General features: G+C 70.9%; 11 protein-coding genes and 2 pseudogenes. 3 read left to right on the forward strand and 10 right to left on the reverse strand.

Annotation, left to right across the window (positions count from 1 at the left end):
* Positions 1 to 396 precede the first annotated feature (396 nt).
* The 4 genes and pseudogenes from N8I87_RS08745 to N8I87_RS08760 all read right to left on the reverse strand — a co-directional run bounded on the left by N8I87_RS08745 (position 397) and on the right by N8I87_RS08760 (position 5,116).
* Complete coding sequence (locus tag N8I87_RS08745) at positions 397 to 1,476, reverse strand: S1 family peptidase (RefSeq protein WP_263207070.1); 1,080 nt, start codon at positions 1,474 to 1,476, stop codon at positions 397 to 399.
* 232 nt (positions 1,477 to 1,708) lie between these two features.
* A complete protein-coding gene (locus tag N8I87_RS08750) occupies positions 1,709 to 2,521 on the reverse strand; it encodes a slipin family protein (protein WP_263207072.1) in 813 nt (270 codons plus the stop codon).
* Positions 2,522 to 2,652: 131 nt separating this feature from the next.
* The gene (locus tag N8I87_RS08755) at positions 2,653 to 3,552 is read right to left on the reverse strand and encodes a S1 family peptidase (protein ID WP_263207073.1); all 900 of its coding nucleotides are present in this window, start codon (positions 3,550 to 3,552) and stop codon (positions 2,653 to 2,655) included.
* Between the two features lie 371 nt (positions 3,553 to 3,923).
* Positions 3,924 to 5,116 (reverse strand): annotated as a pseudogene (locus tag N8I87_RS08760) (DUF5685 family protein).
* Between the two features lie 311 nt (positions 5,117 to 5,427).
* On the opposite strand from N8I87_RS08760, the gene N8I87_RS08765 reads away from it, so the two are divergent.
* Positions 5,428 to 5,868 (forward strand): cell division protein SepF, encoded by a 441-nt coding sequence (locus N8I87_RS08765; protein WP_263207075.1) that lies wholly within the window; start codon positions 5,428 to 5,430, stop codon positions 5,866 to 5,868.
* Between the two features lie 44 nt (positions 5,869 to 5,912).
* On the opposite strand, the gene N8I87_RS08770 is transcribed toward N8I87_RS08765, so the two are convergent.
* Both N8I87_RS08770 and N8I87_RS08775 read right to left on the reverse strand, forming a co-directional pair.
* Positions 5,913 to 7,103 carry an acyl-CoA dehydrogenase family protein gene (locus N8I87_RS08770; RefSeq protein WP_263207076.1) on the reverse strand — a complete coding sequence of 397 codons (1,191 nt, stop codon included), beginning with the start codon at positions 7,101 to 7,103 and terminating at the stop codon, positions 5,913 to 5,915.
* A 322-nt stretch (positions 7,104 to 7,425) separates the two neighbouring features.
* Entirely contained in the window at positions 7,426 to 9,048 is a 1,623-nt protein-coding gene (locus N8I87_RS08775; RefSeq protein WP_263207078.1) for an MFS transporter, read from the reverse strand.
* A 261-nt stretch (positions 9,049 to 9,309) separates the two neighbouring features.
* On the opposite strand from N8I87_RS08775, the gene N8I87_RS08780 reads away from it, so the two are divergent.
* Positions 9,310 to 10,587, forward strand: a complete 1,278-nt coding sequence (locus N8I87_RS08780) for a mannosyltransferase family protein (protein WP_263207080.1) — start codon at positions 9,310 to 9,312, stop codon at positions 10,585 to 10,587.
* A 238-nt stretch (positions 10,588 to 10,825) separates the two neighbouring features.
* Positions 10,826 to 11,848, forward strand: coding sequence for a phosphatase PAP2 family protein (locus N8I87_RS08785; protein WP_263207082.1), 1,023 nt, complete (start codon positions 10,826 to 10,828; stop codon positions 11,846 to 11,848).
* A 100-nt stretch (positions 11,849 to 11,948) separates the two neighbouring features.
* Here N8I87_RS08785 and N8I87_RS08790 read toward each other — a convergent pair whose 3' ends face one another.
* The 4 genes and pseudogenes from N8I87_RS08790 to N8I87_RS08805 all read right to left on the reverse strand — a co-directional run bounded on the left by N8I87_RS08790 (position 11,949) and on the right by N8I87_RS08805 (position 15,392).
* Positions 11,949 to 12,164, reverse strand: a complete 216-nt coding sequence (locus tag N8I87_RS08790; RefSeq protein ID WP_263207083.1) for an I78 family peptidase inhibitor — start codon at positions 12,162 to 12,164, stop codon at positions 11,949 to 11,951.
* A gap of 364 nt (positions 12,165 to 12,528) precedes the next feature.
* Positions 12,529 to 13,491 (reverse strand): annotated as a pseudogene (locus N8I87_RS08795) (helix-turn-helix transcriptional regulator); the annotation flags it as partial.
* A gap of 43 nt (positions 13,492 to 13,534) precedes the next feature.
* Positions 13,535 to 14,827 carry an ABC transporter substrate-binding protein gene (locus N8I87_RS08800; protein WP_263207086.1) on the reverse strand — a complete coding sequence of 431 codons (1,293 nt, stop codon included), beginning with the start codon at positions 14,825 to 14,827 and terminating at the stop codon, positions 13,535 to 13,537.
* Entirely contained in the window at positions 14,796 to 15,392 is a 597-nt protein-coding gene (locus N8I87_RS08805) for an MTB12 C-terminal domain-containing protein (RefSeq protein ID WP_263207088.1), read from the reverse strand. The genes N8I87_RS08800 and N8I87_RS08805 overlap by 32 nt, the downstream gene beginning before the upstream one ends.
* Positions 15,393 to 15,436: the final 44 nt, after the last annotated feature.

Genomic DNA, 15,436 nt, shown 5'->3' on the forward strand with positions numbered 1-15,436 from the left:
CCCGACCGGACGGCACAGCTGTCGGCCTCGCGGTTCCCGGCTCGCACCACGCACAGCGCGGCCGCCGAGGCGACGGCCCGGGGCGGATCCCGGGCCGGGACACCAGCGGCGGGCCGATCACCCGTGACGCCCACCGGGCCGCGATCCCGTTGGCCCACTGGCCCATACCTCGGGCGCGCCGCGGTCGGTTCGCTCCTGTACGCCCCCTGCCCCACCCCGGCGCTTCGGCGGACCGTCGGTCTTTCACCCCGGTCGTGGGCCGGCACCGGCCCCCGGCGTCGCCCCGTACGGATGCGGCAGCACGGCGGGTACCGCCGAACCGCCCCAAGGAAACCGCACACGAAAGTCCCGCCCCTCCTGTGTGGGGCGGGACCTCGTGGGAGTTCGGTGTGTGGGTCAGCCGATCTGGGTGCCCGTCGCGGACAGTGCCTCCGTGACCGGCTGGAAGAAGGTCTCCCCGCCGGAGGCGCAGTCGCCGCTGCCGCCGGAGGTCAGGCCGATCGCGTTGCTGCCCGAGAAGAGGGAGCCGCCGCTGTCGCCGGGCTCGGCGCAGACGTCGGTCTGGATGAGACCGCTGACCGTGCCCTCCGAGTAGTTCACGGTGGCGTTCAGACCGGTGACCTTGCCCTCGTGCACCTGGGTCGTCGAGCCGCTGCGCTTGACCTGCATGCCGACCGTGGCCTCGGCCGCGCCCGTGATCTTCTGGGTCGAGCCGTCGTAGAGGTCGACCTCGCTCGGGTGCTCGGTGTTCGAGGTGTACTTGACCAGGCCGAAGTCATCACCCGGGAAGCTGGACTTCTCGTTCTTCCCGATCTCCTTGCCGGACGAGTCCGACCAGGTCGAGATGGACGCGGTGCAGTGCCCGGCGGTCAGGAAGAACGGCTGCCCGTCCTTGACCACGTTGAAGCCGAGCGAGCAGCGCCCGCCCGAGCCGGTGATCGCGTCGCCGCCCGCGATGAAGGGCTTGAACTCCCCCTTCGACCGCTGGAGTTCGGCCGTGCCGCCGAGCCCGTCGACCACCTTGGCGAGCTTGGCCCACTCGGTCTTCGAGACGGTCCTGTCCGCCCTGACGACGACCTTGTCGGTGACCGGGTCGGTCGCCCACGAGGTGCCGGGAATGGTCGCGTCCTTCTTCAGCGTCGTACGGGCGCCGTCGAGTTCGGCGAGGGAGTTGGCGACGACTCTGGCCTTGGCGCCGGCCTCCTCGACGGTCTTGGCGGCGGCCTCGTCGAGCACGTTGACGACCAGGTTCTTCGTCTTCGCGTCGTAGTACGTACCCGCCGCGTCCGAACCGAGGTCGTCGACGAGCGTGGAGGCGAGCTTTCCGGCCGCCGGGGCCGACAGGGTCTCCGGCGTGGCGGCCTTGGCCGGCTCACTGGCGTTCGCACTCTGGAAGGTGACACCCGCGGCGACCAGTGCGGCGACTCCCGCACCCGCCATGGCGATCCGGCGCCTGGATATGCGTCGGTGCTTCAACTCACGTCCTCCTGTGGGGGGACGGCCCGGGAGGTTGTGGGGACCTCGCGGGCCGGAAGGCTGGTTGACGGGCGCCTACTCTTCCGAACCCCACAGGGAGCGCACAAGGTCGAGTTCAGGACGCGCGTAGACAGGCACCTCACGCCCCTCCACCTTCGACCACCCATGGCCACCACGGGAATATTCGCACTGCAAACACTACGCGCGAGTAACTGATGAGCGGTCAGTGACATCAGCCCTGGCTGGAATTCGATCCTCCGGATGTCGGCGGCAGCTGCTGCTGCTGCTGCTGCGCCTTCTCCAGGAACCTCAGCAGCTCCACCGGGAACGGCAGCACCAGGGTGGAGTTCTTCTCGGCCGCCACCGCCACCACCGTCTGCAGCAGCCGCAACTGCAGTGCGGCGGGCGTGTCCTGCATCTGCTGGGCCGCCTCGGCCAGCTTCTTCGACGCCTGCAACTCGGCATCGGCGTTGATGACCCGCGCCCTGCGCTCACGGTCGGCCTCGGCCTGCCGGGCCATGGACCGCTTCATGGTCTCGGGCAGCGACACGTCCTTGATCTCGACGCGGTCGATGGTGACACCCCACTCCACGGCGGGGCTGTCGATCATCAACTCAAGCCCCTGGTTGAGCTTTTCCCGGTTGGACAGCAGATCGTCCAGCTCGCTCTTGCCGATGATCGAGCGCAGGGAGGTCTGTGCCATCTGCGAGACCGCGAACCGGTAGTCCTCGACCCGGACGACCGCCTCGGCCGGCCCGGTCACCTTGAAGTAGACCACCGCGTCCACCCGCACCGTCACATTGTCCCGGGTGATGCCCTCCTGCGCGGGCACCGGCATCGTCACGACCTGCATGTTGACCTTCTGGAGCCGGTCCACGACGGGGACGATGAGGGTGAACCCCGGCCCACGGACCTCCGGGCGTAGCCTGCCGAGCCGGAACACCACACCGCGCTCGTACTGTTTGACGACCCGGGCCGCGGCCATCACATACACCGCTCCGGCGGCCACAAGGGTCGCTCCCGCCGCCACCAGCTCCTCGACCATGCCGGCCCCCAGGGGTCCGAAGTGGGAGTGTTCAGGAGAGCACTTCCTGTCCCTCGAAGGTAACTCCGCCACCCGGACAAGAGGGAGCCCCCGCACGCCGGTTGCGTGCGGGGGCCAGCGGAACCGGCCCGTCAGGGAAGGGTCACGCCGTAGTAGCTCAGTGCCTCGGTGACCGGCTGGAAGAAGGTCGTGCCACCGGAGGTGCAGTTGCCGCTGCCGCCGGAGGTCAGACCGTAGGCCACGCTGCCCGCGTAGAGCGGACCGCCGCTGTCGCCGCCCTCGGCGCACACCGTGGTCTGGATCAGACCGTAGACGATGTCACCGCTGCCGTAGTTGACCGTGGCGTTCAGCGCTGTGACCCGGCCGCTGTGGGTGCCGGTGGTGGAGCCGCGCCGGTAGACGGTGGTGCCCACGGACGGGGTGGCCGCGCTGCTGATGGTCTGGCTGCCGACCGCGCTCGGGTGCGGGATCGAGGAGTTGGTGTAGCGCACCAGCGCGAAGTCGTTGCCCGGGAAGCTGTAACCGCTGTTCGTGCCCAGCACCGTGGTGTGGGAGGAGTTGCTGTACCAGGTGGAGGCGACCTCACCACAGTGACCGGCGGTCAGGAAGTAGTACGTGCTGCCTCGGTGCACGTTGAAGCCGAGCGAGCAGCGGTAGGAGCCGCCGTAGATGGCGTCGCCGCCGGTGATGAGCTTGTTGAACTTGCCGGAGGTCCGCTTGATGGTGAGCGCCCCGGAGTCGGCTCCCGCCTGCCGCTTGATCTTGGCGATCTCGGCCTTGGAGACGGTGCTGTCGACGGTGACGACAACCCGGTTGGTCCTGCTGTCCACCGCCCAGGCCGTGCCGGCCACGTCGGCCTTCAGGACGGAGTCGCTCGCCTTGGTGAGCTGGGTGGCGCTGAACGTGTGGGCGTCGCTCGCGCTCGCCGTGGGGGCGGCGAACGCGGCCGCGGCCACGAATCCGGAGACCAGGGCGATGAGCCGGGTCCGTCTCGCGATACCGCTGTGGGGAGTGGTGCGCTTGATCCTCACTTTTCGTTCCCTCCCAGGGGAAGTCGGGGGCCCGCGTGGGGTCGGGGCCCGTGAGGCGCAGCCAGGGAGAGCGCCCGGGTTTCGAACACACAGTGCCCTGACAAGCGCTGAGGGGGAGTATTCGGTCGAACGACCGGTCGGCGCAAGGGTTCCTTTCGGCCGTGCGACCGTGTGCGATCTGTGCGAACTTTGTGCGATCCCGGGGTGGTCTGGGGGAGATGACCGACCGTCACCTTACCGGCGCACGGCCATGTCACCGTCGAGCGACCAGCGGCCGGGGGTTGTCCGGAAGTCAACCATCCGGATGGGCGGGCCGCTGCCGAGGCGCGCGGTCGGTCCCGTACGGCGGCGCGCCCCGTCGCAGCCCGCAGTCACAGCCCGCAGTCACAGCACGAGCAGCATTCGCAGCACTCGCACGCCTCACAGCACGAGCAGTCGCAGTTGCAGTCGCAATTGCCGCACCAACCCTCACGCTTCCTGCGCGACCAGGGACCCTCGTACTCGTCGGCGCAGCACACCTTGCAGGTGCAGCACAGTCCGAGGGCCGCCGCGCACCCGGCCAAGAAGCCCCGCTCGTCCGGGCGCGGCGGCTCACCGCCGAAGGGGTTGCCGTGGGGGTTGCCCGGCGCCTGGGGCGCGTAGGGGCCCTGCGGCGGTCCGAAGGCGGCCTCGGGCGCGTGCCCGCACGACGCGGTCCCGAACGCCCGGTCCACCGAGCGCCCCAGCTCGTGCGCGAGCAGCAGATGCGCCAGCTTGCCGTCGACGAACTCCACCTCGCGCAGGGCGAGCCGGATGCCGTGCAGCGCGTCGTCGGCAAGCCGACGGGCCTCGGTGAGGGAGGTACCGGTCGCGGTGAGCGGGTTCCAGGCGCCGGCCGCGGCGTCGGCCTCCCGGTCCGCCACGGCGTCCAGGAGGTGCGCCAGCCGTCCGAAGAGGCGCCCGGCCTCGGCGAGCGGCGCGGCGTTGCCCGGCCGCCCGGCCAGCACCGCGGTGTGCGCGAAGGCGGCGGCGGTCGCGGTCTCGGTCGGCTCGGTCACCGTCAGGATCGGTGTTCCCGGTCCCGCGAGGGTCTCGATGCCGACCTGCCGGTCGACGGCGTCGACGAGCAGGGCCGTGTCGAAGCCGACGGCGGACCCGCTGCGCGCGCGCCGGCCCGCCCCCAGCTCTCGGCCACCCGCCGCGCGGCGAGCGCCACCGGCTTGCGGGCCAGCAGTCCGTCCCGGTCGGCGACGTGGTCGCGCACCTTGGCCGAGGCGAGCACCAGCGAGACGGCCGCCGCGAGCCGCGCGCCCTCCCCCTGTGCGACGGAGGCGGTCCGCATACCGCGCAACGGGCAGGGCCCGGCCGTACGCCGCCACCCTCCCGCCGTTCCCGCCGTCCTGGCGTTCACGGCCTGAGCCTCCGTCAAAACCGATATGAGAAGCCCGTCATAGTTCGTCACGATGCGTGCGAACTGTCCGTGGTCACCACGCAGCGCGAGGCACAGCCCGCACAAGTGCGCCATCCACTGGGTCTTGAGGCTCTCCCCGAGCCGATGGCTGCAGGGCCTGACGATTCCGAACACAACGATCCCCCGTGGGCTGTACGACGTTGAGCTGCGGCATCGTATCGACCGATCGTCATCTCGCAGCAGCCCCGCGACTCACCCAGACGCGCCATTCATCACCCGGACGCCACCGACAATAATATTTCACTCTCAGTCAGCAGCCGTATAGAGAACGACCCTTGGGGCACCTGGGCTCTCGACGAACGGGCTGTGCACCAGTACCGTCACAAACCCCCCGCGCGGCGTCTATCCACTTGGCGCGCCATCCGCATCATGGACGACCATAGGGATGCGAAAAGCAAGAAGGACCGCTGTGAGAGGAGGCGTCCATGGGATCGGTACGCAAAGCGAGTGCCTGGCTTGGCCTCGTCGACGACAACGACGACGAGCGTTACTACGACGACGACTACTCCGAAGGGACCGAGCAGCCCGGGGATGCCTGGGTCACCGACCCGCGGGTCAAGGTGGCCTCGGACGTCGCCGAGGAGAGGGGCCGCCGCATCGGCACGGTCACCCCGGACAGCTTCCGGGACGCGCGTGCCATCGGCGAGCTGTTCCGGGAGGGGGTCCCGGTCATCATGAACCTCACGGCGATGGAGCCGGCCGACGCCAAGCGCGTGGTCGACTTCGCGGCCGGACTGACCTTCGGCCTGCGCGGCACGATCGAGCGCGTCGCCACCCGCGTCTTCCTGCTGACGCCGGCCAACACGGAGATCGTCAGCGGCGAGGCGTCGGCCCACCGCTCGGACGGCTTCTTCAACCAGAGCTGAGGCAGGGCCGCTCGCCGGCCCTGCCTCGGCCCGAGGGGGCCGGGTCAGCGGAAGGCGTCGAGTCCGGTGAGCGCCTTGCCCAGCACGAGCTGGTGCATCTCGACGGTGCCCTCATAGGTGAGCACCGACTCGAGGTTGGTCGCGTGCCGCATGACGGGGTATTCGAGCGAGATCCCGTTGGCACCGAGGATCGTCCGCGCCGTACGGCAGATGTCGATGGCCTCCCGTACGTTGTTGAGCTTGCCGAAGCTGACCTGCTCGGGACGCAGGCGGCCGGCGTCCATGCGCCGCCCCAGATGATGGGCGAGCAGGATCCCCTTGTGCAGCTCGACCGCCATGTCGGCGAGTTTGGCCTGGGTGAGCTGGAAGCCCCCGATGGGCCGCCCGAACTGCTCCCGCGTCTTCGCGTATTCGACAGCCGCCTCGAAAGAGCTGCGGGCCGCGCCCATGGCTCCCCAGACGATGCCGTACCGGGCGTGCGAGAGGCAGCTGAGCGGGCCGCGCAGTCCTACGACGTCCGGGAGGACGGCGTCCGCGGGCAGCCGTACGTCGTCGAGGACGAGTTCGCTGGTGACGCTGGCGCGCAGGGACCACTTGTGCTTGATCTCGGGCGCGGAGAATCCGGGGGCGTCGGTGGGCACGACGAACCCGCGGATGCCCTCGTCGGTCTGCGCCCAGACGACGGCGACTCCCGCCACCGACCCGTTGGTGATCCACATCTTCCGCCCGTTGAGCACCCAGTCGCCGCCGTCGCGCTTGGCGTGGGTGCGCATCGAGGCGGGGTCGGAGCCGTGGTCGGGCTCGGTGAGCCCGAAGCAGCCGATGACCTCACCGGCGGCCATGCGGGGCAGCCACTGCTGCTTCTGCTCCTCGCTCCCGAACCGGTGGATGGCGTACATGGCGAGGGATCCCTGTACGGAGACGAGGGACCGGATACCCGAGTCGGCGGCCTCCAGCTCCAGACAGGCGAGTCCGTACTGAACGGCGGAGGCACCGGCGCAGCCGTATCCGTCCAGGGACATCCCGAGCGCCCCGATCCCGCCGAGCTCCCGGGCCAGCTCCCTGATACCGGGCAGCTCGCCCTTCTCGTACCAGTCGGCGATGTGCGGCAGGACGCGGTCCGCGGCCCAGCTGCGCACGGTGTCCCGGATGGCGAGGTCCTCCGGGTCCAGCAGGTCGTCGATCCCGAGGGGGTCGGCGGGGTCGAACGGGGGCAACTTCGAGGACGCGGACATGGAACACCCTCCGGCACGAGATAAAAACTAGCACCGCTAGTTACGACTCATCCCAGACGTTACGACGCAACCAACCGAACGTCCAGTCCACACTCTCCCACCCTCGCACCCGTGCGGGTCACGCAAGGGGCGGGCGTTTTCAGCGAAACGCACGGCGTGGACATAGGTTCCAGCCCACGGCCGACCGGCCGCCAACGGCGAAGAACCCCACGGGAAAGGCCAGCCTCTCAGCCGACTGTCATGGGCGGTGCACGGGTGGGAAAACACAACCCACGCGCGGACAGCCGCAAACGACGAGCAACCACGAACCACAGCGGAGCGACTACGCCGAGACGCGCGTCCTCGTCGGCTCCCTCGGCGCCGGCAGCTCCACCGCCGGCTCCACCGACTCCGCCATCTCCTCCTCGCACTGCATGACCCGCGGCAACCGCACCGCCATCACCGCCCCGAGCAGCAACAGCCCCACGCTCACCAGCAACGTGACATGCAGACCATGCACAAAGGAGTCCCGCGCCGCCCGGCGCAGAGCCGCCCCGGCCGACCCGCCGAGCCGCGCGGCGACGGTGTACGCCTCCCCCAGCGAATGCCCCGCCGCCGCGGACGCCGACGCCGGCACACCCGGCACGGACGCGAGCCCGGGCGTGTACGCCGCGTTCATCACGCTTCCGAGAAGCGCGATCCCGATCCCCGCCCCCAGCTGGTACGAGGTCTCGCCGATCGCCGCCGCCCCACCGGCCTGCTCCGCGGGCGCCTCGCTCAGCATCGACTCGTACGCCCCGAAGAGCGTCGTCTCCAGCCCGAAGCCGAGCACGACAAAACCGGCCAGCAGCAGCCCCGTGTTGTCCTCGCCGCCCATCGCCGTCAGCGTCAGCACCCCCGCGGCGGTGAGGAGGAACCCGAAGCACACCATCCGCCGCGGCCCGAACCGGCGCAGCATGCGCGCGCCCGCGAGCCCCGCCGCCATCGCCGCGATCGTCAGCGGCAGCAGCCGCAGTCCCGTCTCCAGCGGGGAGAGCCCGAGCACCAACTGCAGATACTGCGCCGCGATCAGCTCCAGACCCACCAGCGCGAGCATCGCGAGCACGATGCACCCCACCGACGTGCTGAACGCCGGGCGCGCGAACATCCGCAGATCCACCAGCGGATGCGGGCGCCGTCGCTGGCGGCGGACGAACAGCGCCATCAGCAGCGCGCCCAGAACCAGCGGTACCAGCGTGAACACGCTCGCCACCGGCTCCCCGCCGCCGAGCCGCTTCACGCCCAGCACCAGACCGAACAGCCCGGCCGCCGCCATCAGCGCGCCGACCACGTCCCAGGGCCCGTTGCGCTCGCCCGTCGACTCGGGCAGCAGCAGCCGGCCCACCGGCAGGCTGACCAGCATCAGCGGGATGTTCACCAGGAACACCGAGCCCCACCAGAAGTGCTCGAGCAGGAAGCCGCCGAGCAGCGGGCCGACCGCCGCGCCCACCGCCGCGACCGCGCTCCACAGGCCGATCGCCAGCGCCCGCTCCCGGCGGTCGGGAAAGACCTGCCGCAGGATCGACAGCGTGGCGGGCATGATCATCGCGCCACCGACGCCGAGCAGCGCGCGGGCCAGAATCAGTACATGGGCGCTCGGCGCCACGGCCGCCACGGCGGACGCGACGCCGAACAGGGCGTATCCGAGAAGGAGAATCCGTCTGCGGCCCACCCGGTCGCCGAGCGTGCCGAAGAGGATCAGCAGCGACGCGCAGACCAGCGGATAGGCGTCGACGATCCAGAGCAGTTCTATGCCGCCGGGCCTGAGGTCCTCGGTGACCGCGGGCACGGCCACGTGCAGCACGGTCGCGTCGAGGGCGACCAGGAGCAGGCTGACGCAGAGGACGACGAGGACGACCCAGCGGTTGGCGCTCGCCCCGGCCGTCCGACGGCGCAGCCGAACCGCAGCCGTGGTCGTCCCGGACATGCAGGTACCTCCCAGATGAACCCCTCGCGTGCGGCGGACCGGCGGGTGGGGACTACCCGTCGTACGGCCGGAGAGGAGTGGTGTCTCCGGCCCGCGCATACCAACGCGAGTGACACGTCAGCGTACGCGAGTTCGTTCCGCCTGAGCGTGGCGGACCTCTCACACCGCACGCGGAACCCCTGTGGTGTACGCCACTTCCCACCTCCCTTGACCACGCCCCGGTGAGTCGTCCGGTTCCATCGCCGGTTGATAATCGAGCCCGTGACCGATCTTGCAACGCGCGTGGCACCACCCCGGTACGCGCCTCTGCGCCGGGCGGCCCCGGCTCTGCTCGGGTACGCGGCCGTGCGCGTCCTGGGGCTGGTCGTGCTGGCGGTGTGGAGCGCCGCGCGCGGCAAGAGCGCGCACACACTGCTGACCGCGCGCTGGGACGCCCTCTGGTACACGCGGGTCGCGGAGCTCGGCTATGGCTACGAGGTGCGTCTGCCGAACGGCGACGTCCACTCCAACCTGGCCTTCTTCCCGCTGCTGCCCTGGCTGGAGCGGCTGGTGCACGCGCTCACGCCGCTGTCGTACGCGGACGCGGGGCTCGTCGTGAGCGTGATCGCCTCGCTCGCCGCGGCCTGGGGGATCTTCGCGGTCGCGGACCTTGTGTACGGGCGGCGGGCCGGGGTGTGCGCCGTACTGCTGTGGGCGGTGCTGCCGGTCGGGATCGTGCAGTCGATGGCGTACAGCGAGTCGTTGTTCACCGCCCTCGCCGCCTGGTCGCTGTACTCCGTGCTGACCGGCCGCTGGGTGAGTGCCGGTCTGCTGGCCGCGTTCGCGGGGCTGACCCGGCCGGTGGGGCTCGCCGTGGTGGCCGCGGTGTGGACGGCGGGCATTGCCTCGTTCGTGCGAGATCGGCGCGTCTCCATGGCGGAGGGCGCACGAGGCGACGGGCACGCCCCCGATGCCGCCAGCGCCGTCCGCGCCCCGCGCGTTGTGACAGCCGACGGCGCACCGGACGCAACACGCGCCCCATCCATCTCTTCCGGCGCACCCGTCGCACTGCGCGCCCTCGGCATGCTCCTCGCTCCCCTCGGTGCCGCCGCCTACGTCCTGTGGGTCGGCCATCACACCGGCAAGGGCCCGCTCGGCTATCTGGACGTCCAGGCGGGCTGGCGCAACGGCTTCGACGGCGGATATGCCTTCGCCCGCTTTGTCGCCGACAAGTTCACGTCATTCCCGTCGGCCCTCGCCGGGCTGGGGCTGATCGTCGCAGTGGGCCTGGTGATCTGGCTGTACGTGGTCGGCGTACGGCAGCGCCAGCCGCTTCCGCTGCTGGTGTACACGGGTGTCGTCATCGCGCTCGCGCTGTGTGCGTCGAGTTACTTCGGCTCCAAGCCCCGTCTTCTGCTGCCCGCCTTCCCGCTGCTCCTGCCGCTCGCCCTGGCCCTGGCCCGGCCGCGCACGTCAAGGGCGGTGCTGGTCACGGCCGGTGTGGCGGTGGCGTCGGCCGTCTACGGCGCGTTCTGGCTCAATGGATCCGGCCCGCCGTGATCGTCTCGGAACGGCCGATGAGCGTACGGAGAAATCCACCCCATGCTTCGGTGAACGAATTCAAAAGCGCCATAAAACCAACCCCCGGCATGATCAAAGGAATTGAAGGGAACGACCGACGGAGATTGCGGATTCCTCTGGAATATGGCGGCTGCTGAGAGGTTTCCCACATCACATCGTCATCACAAAGCCGGTGATTCGACCAGGGTCTGAGCTCACTCGCTGTAACGTCCTTTGGGTGCGTACCGAACGAAACCTCACCCGTCTGGACCGGGTGTTCGCCAGGCTGGACCGTGAGCCGGAACGACCGGCCCACATCGATGTGCCGAGGATGAGCCGGCACCGGGTCGTGCTGTTCACCGCGACCCTCGCCTTCTATCTGGCGATCGTGTGGGCCGTCGTGATCACGTCCTGGCTGGTCCGGCTCGACTGGCAGGTCATGTTCTTCCGGCCGTACCAGCAGTGGCCGGAGATCCACGCCTTCCTCGACTACTACGTGGTGCTGGGCCAGCGCGGCCCCACCGCCGTGATGGTCGCCGCGTGGCTCGGCTGGCGCTCCTGGCGGCAGCACACGCTCCGCCCGCTGCTCACCCTCGGTGCGTCCCTGCTGCTGCTCAACATCACGGTGGGCGCCGCCAAGCTCGGCATGGGCCGTCTCGGCCCGCACTACGCCACCATCATCGGCTCGAGCGAGATGGGTCGGGGCGGCGATATATTCCCCAGCGGCCACACCGCCAACGCGGTGGTGACGTGGGGAATCCTGGCCTATCTGGCCTCCACTGGGAGAGCGCGCCGCTGGCTGTCCGCGCTGTCGGCGGTCACCTCGCTCGGCGTCGGCCTCACCACCGTCTACCTCGGTACGCACTGGCTGAGTGACGTGCTGCTGGGCTGGGCCGCGGGCCTGTTGATCCTGCTCGCCCTGCCGTGGTGCGAGCCGCTGATCGCCAAGGCCGAGATCGCGATCTTCGACCAGCGCGACCGTTGGCGCGCCCGCCGCGGCCGTACGGTGCCCGTACCGGCCCTTCCGGTCGCTCCCGTGGTGCTCAAGCCGCGGACCGTGCCCGCAGAGGAGCCGGCCCCGGAGCGCGAACCGGCCGTCTCGGTCCGCTCGCCCCGGGCGCCGATCCACCTGGCGCCCGGCCCGCACACGGCCCGCTCCGAACGCACTCCGGTCACCCCGGCGGGCAGCCGCCGCCCGCCGCACTCGGACCGCGTGCCGCGCGGCACCGCCCCGGCGGCCCGCCCGGTGACGGGCGGCTGACCGCCACCGGCACAAAGGGGTCCGGTACGCACGCCCAACCCCGCCAGAGCGAAGGCCCCTGCTCCTCGATCCAGGAGCAGGGGCCTTCGCCGTGGCCGGTTCAGCCCTTCCAGGCCCGCGCCACCCGGCCGTCGCGCACCTCGAAGTTCAGCCGCCCCACCCGGTACTCCATGGTGATGATCGCGCCCGGCGGCAGCGACCGCACCGTCGACCACCCCCGCTCGCGCGCGAGCCGCTCGGCGCTCGCCGCGTCGAGGCCGACGTACCCTTCCGGACTGTCCTGGGGCTCCGCTGACGGAGTGGGAATCGGTGCCATGCGGCCACGCTAGGCCAGGTCCGGCGGCCGCGGAAGTCACGGGCCCGCGGAAGGCCCCGTCCCTCTCCGGTCACACTTCTGTCACAGGATCACGACACGCGTTTTGGTTCGACCGCGTCACACGTCCGAGCGGTTGCGTACGCCTTCCCGGCGCATTCGAGGGAAATTCCCCGCGTGTCGGGGCGGCCCTTCGAAAAGCCGGACGGAAAGGGACCGAAGCGCAGATCGGGGACCATTGCCGGACCCCATTCCATTCCAGATCCACACGGTGCGCGGGAGCTGACACCGCATATGGATTTCACCGCTTCGGCACAGATCCCCCGTACCGCCCGAGCCTCGGCTCACGGCCACGCGCCCCTCACCCGGAGCGCTCCAGAGCACGCGACAACCGGTCCCGGATCGTTGCGATCGACTCGGTCAGCTCGGTCGGCTCCAGCACCTCGAAGTCGAAGCCGGTCATCATCACGTGAATGACCATCACATCGAGATTCGGGGCGCCGGCGCGCAGGACGCAGGCCTCGGCGCCGTCGGCCTCCAGCATCCCCGCCGAGGGCGAGATCCGCTCGGCGGCGACCTCGAGGGGCACCAGCAGGCGGACGGCTGCGTGGGCGGCGTACGCGCGCGTGGAGACGCCCCGGGAGACATAGGCGGCGAGGTCCTCGGCAGGGGGCTCGCGCGGGGTGAAGCGCGGGCCGTGCGGCGGCTTCGGCGTGATCCGGTCGGCGCGGAACGTGCGCCAGTCCTCGCGGTCGAGGTCCCAGGCGACCAGGTACCAGCGGTGCTCGGTGCACACCAGGCGATGCGGTTCGACCGTACGGCGGCTGGAGGCGCCGTCGTGGTCGCGGTACTCGAAGCGCACACGTTCCGCGTCCCGGCACAGGTGGGCCAGTTCCGTGAGCACGGCCGGGTCGACGGTGGAGGGCTGCGGTCCGCGCAGCATCGGCACGGTGAAGGCGTTGAGGGCGCCCACGCGGCGGCGCAGCCGGCCGGGCAGCACCTGCTCCAGCTTCGCCAGGGCCCGTACGGAGCTCTCGCCGATGCCCTCGATGCCCTGCCCGGCGGCGGTGCGCAGGCCCACGGCGACGGCGACCGCCTCGTCGTCGTCCAGGAGCAGCGGCGGCAGTTCGGCCCCCGCACCGAGCTGATAGCCGCCGCCGGTGCCGGGGCTGGCGTTGACCGGGTAGCCGAGCTCGCGCAGCCGGTCCACGTCGCGGCGCACCGTGCGCGGGGTGACCCCGAGCCGTTCGGCCAGCTCGGGGCCGGACCATTCGCGATGGGCCTGGAGGAGCGAGAGCAGGCGCAGCAGTCGTGCCGAGGTCTCCAACATGGCGCCGAGTCTGCCAGCCGACGCGGACAGCCACGGTCCGCGATCAGGGTGTGTAGGGCAGTTGCGGCACGTCGAAGCAGGTGCTGTTCATGTCCCCCTGCGACACCCAGCCCCTGCCGTCCTTCCAGCGGGCCACCGACAGGCATGCCCTGCGTGTCCTCGGCGGCTCGGGAAGCCGCTCGAACGACACCGGGATCAGCAGGCCGCCCGCGGTGTAGTCGCGCCCGCGGTTCACGAAGTCGTCGACGCACGCGCGCGTGATGCCCTTCGTCGCGCAGGCCCTGGCCGCGTCGGTGAACCACCGCGCGGCCGCCCAGCCCTCCAGCTGCCACTGGGAGTGCGTGCTCAGCCCGTTGGTCGCGTCCCGGAACTCCCGTACGGCCGGATCACCGGTGTCCTCGTAGTTGCGGCTGGATCCGGTCACCCACAGGGCGTTGCGGCAGCGGGGGGAGTCCTTGTAGTCCTCGGGGACGGTGGATGTCCAGTTCTGGACGTTGGTCACCTTGGCCACGACCCGGGCGCCGACGTCGTCCATCGCCTTGCACAGCTGGGCGTTGCCGTGCGTGTCGATGGCGTCGAAGACCAGGTCGGCGCCCTGCTCCTTCAGATCGGCGGCGACGGCACGGAAGTTGGGCAGCGCGAAGTCGACCTGTTCGGGGATCACCGTGTAGCCCTCGGCCTTCAGTCCCCGCTCGACGAGCCGGGCGTAGGCGGCGGACGCGGCCTGGTTGTAGGAGACGACCGCGGCCGTGCGGGCGCCCTTCTCCCGCTTGAAGTAGCGGTACACCTCGGTGCCGCCGTACAGCTGCCCGCCCCAGCCAGGTGTGCCGTCGCGGGGTGCCTGGCTGCCGTAGATGCCGTACAGGTGCGGCCAGGTGTCGTAGGCGGCGCCGATGGGCTGGCCGCCGATGTCGGGCACGCGCGCGTGGGAGACCCGGGAGGCGCCCGCGTAGTCCAGGGACGCGGTGGCGACCAGGGCGACCACCTGGTCCTCTTCGATCAGCCGGTGCACGCACGTGTTGTTGCCGACGCCGCTGCCGCCGTCGTCGCACAGGCGCACCTCGACCCGGCGGCCGTCGATGCCCCCGCGCGCGTCGAGCCGGTCGAAGTACGCCTTGGCGCCGTCGCGCGGGCCGGTGAACGCGTTGCCGCCGACGGGGCTGGTGGCGCTGGTGATGACGCCGACGCGCAGGGGTGCGCCGCCGGCGGGCGCGGGCGCCCGCGAGTCGTGCTCGAAGTCGCTCTCGGGCAGCCGGCTGCCGCAGGCCGTGCCCACGAGGAGCAGCAGCACCGCGGCAGCGGTCTCAACAGCCCGGGTGGGCCGACCGCGAGGCATCGCCGCTCAACTGGACCAGCGCGCACAGCGTGTTGTCGGACACCTTCCAGGTGCCGTCCTCGAGGACGGCTGTCCCGGAGGCGTCGGGCAGGGCGGTGGCACCGTTCAGGGTCAGGGTGTACGTCACGGTCGCCTCGGCCGGCCCGGTGAACTCGACCTTGGTCACCTCGGCCGCGACCTGTCCGCCGCGTTTGTCGCCGTTGAAGCTCTTCAGCACGGCGGACATCTTGTCGCCGTTCTCCAGGACGCCCTGCTTGTCCTTCGTGGCGGTGGCCGGGTCGAAGAACTTCTTCCAGTTCTGCCTGATCTCCTTCTCGGCGGCCGCCGGATCGGCGGGCGCGGTCGCCGGGGCACTGCTCGTCCGCTCCACGGAGGGCGTCGGGGGCGCGCTCTGGCTGCCGCCGCTCTCGTCGCTGCATGCCACAAGGGCCGGGGCGAGGACGAGGACCAGGGCGGCCGCGAGGGCCGTACCCCGTCCCGTCGCCAGTGCCGTGCCCCGTCCCGCCGCCCGTGGGCCGCGCCCTGTCGTCGTGTGTCCCCGCCTGAGGTCGCTCCCGAGAACCATCTGGCTCACCACCGGGTGTCCGTCCGGGCCATGTGCGCCCGGAG

Source organism: Streptomyces sp. HUAS 15-9, from assembly GCF_025642155.1.
In the GTDB taxonomy this organism is placed as follows: domain Bacteria; phylum Actinomycetota; class Actinomycetes; order Streptomycetales; family Streptomycetaceae; genus Streptomyces.

Excerpts from the sequence above, each read along its gene's own strand:
- N8I87_RS08765 (WP_263207075.1), top strand. The coding sequence starts at position 5,428 with ATGGGATCGGTACGCAAAGCGAGTGCCTGGCTTGGCCTCGTCGACGAC.
- N8I87_RS08770 (WP_263207076.1), bottom strand. The coding sequence starts at position 7,103 with ATGTCCGCGTCCTCGAAGTTGCCCCCGTTCGACCCCGCCGACCCCCTC.
- N8I87_RS08775 (WP_263207078.1), bottom strand. The coding sequence starts at position 9,048 with ATGTCCGGGACGACCACGGCTGCGGTTCGGCTGCGCCGTCGGACGGCC.
- N8I87_RS08800 (WP_263207086.1), bottom strand. The coding sequence starts at position 14,827 with ATGCCTCGCGGTCGGCCCACCCGGGCTGTTGAGACCGCTGCCGCGGTG.
- N8I87_RS08790 (WP_263207083.1), bottom strand. The coding sequence starts at position 12,164 with ATGGCACCGATTCCCACTCCGTCAGCGGAGCCCCAGGACAGTCCGGAA.
- N8I87_RS08805 (WP_263207088.1), bottom strand. The coding sequence starts at position 15,392 with ATGGTTCTCGGGAGCGACCTCAGGCGGGGACACACGACGACAGGGCGC.
- N8I87_RS08750 (WP_263207072.1), bottom strand. The coding sequence starts at position 2,521 with ATGGTCGAGGAGCTGGTGGCGGCGGGAGCGACCCTTGTGGCCGCCGGA.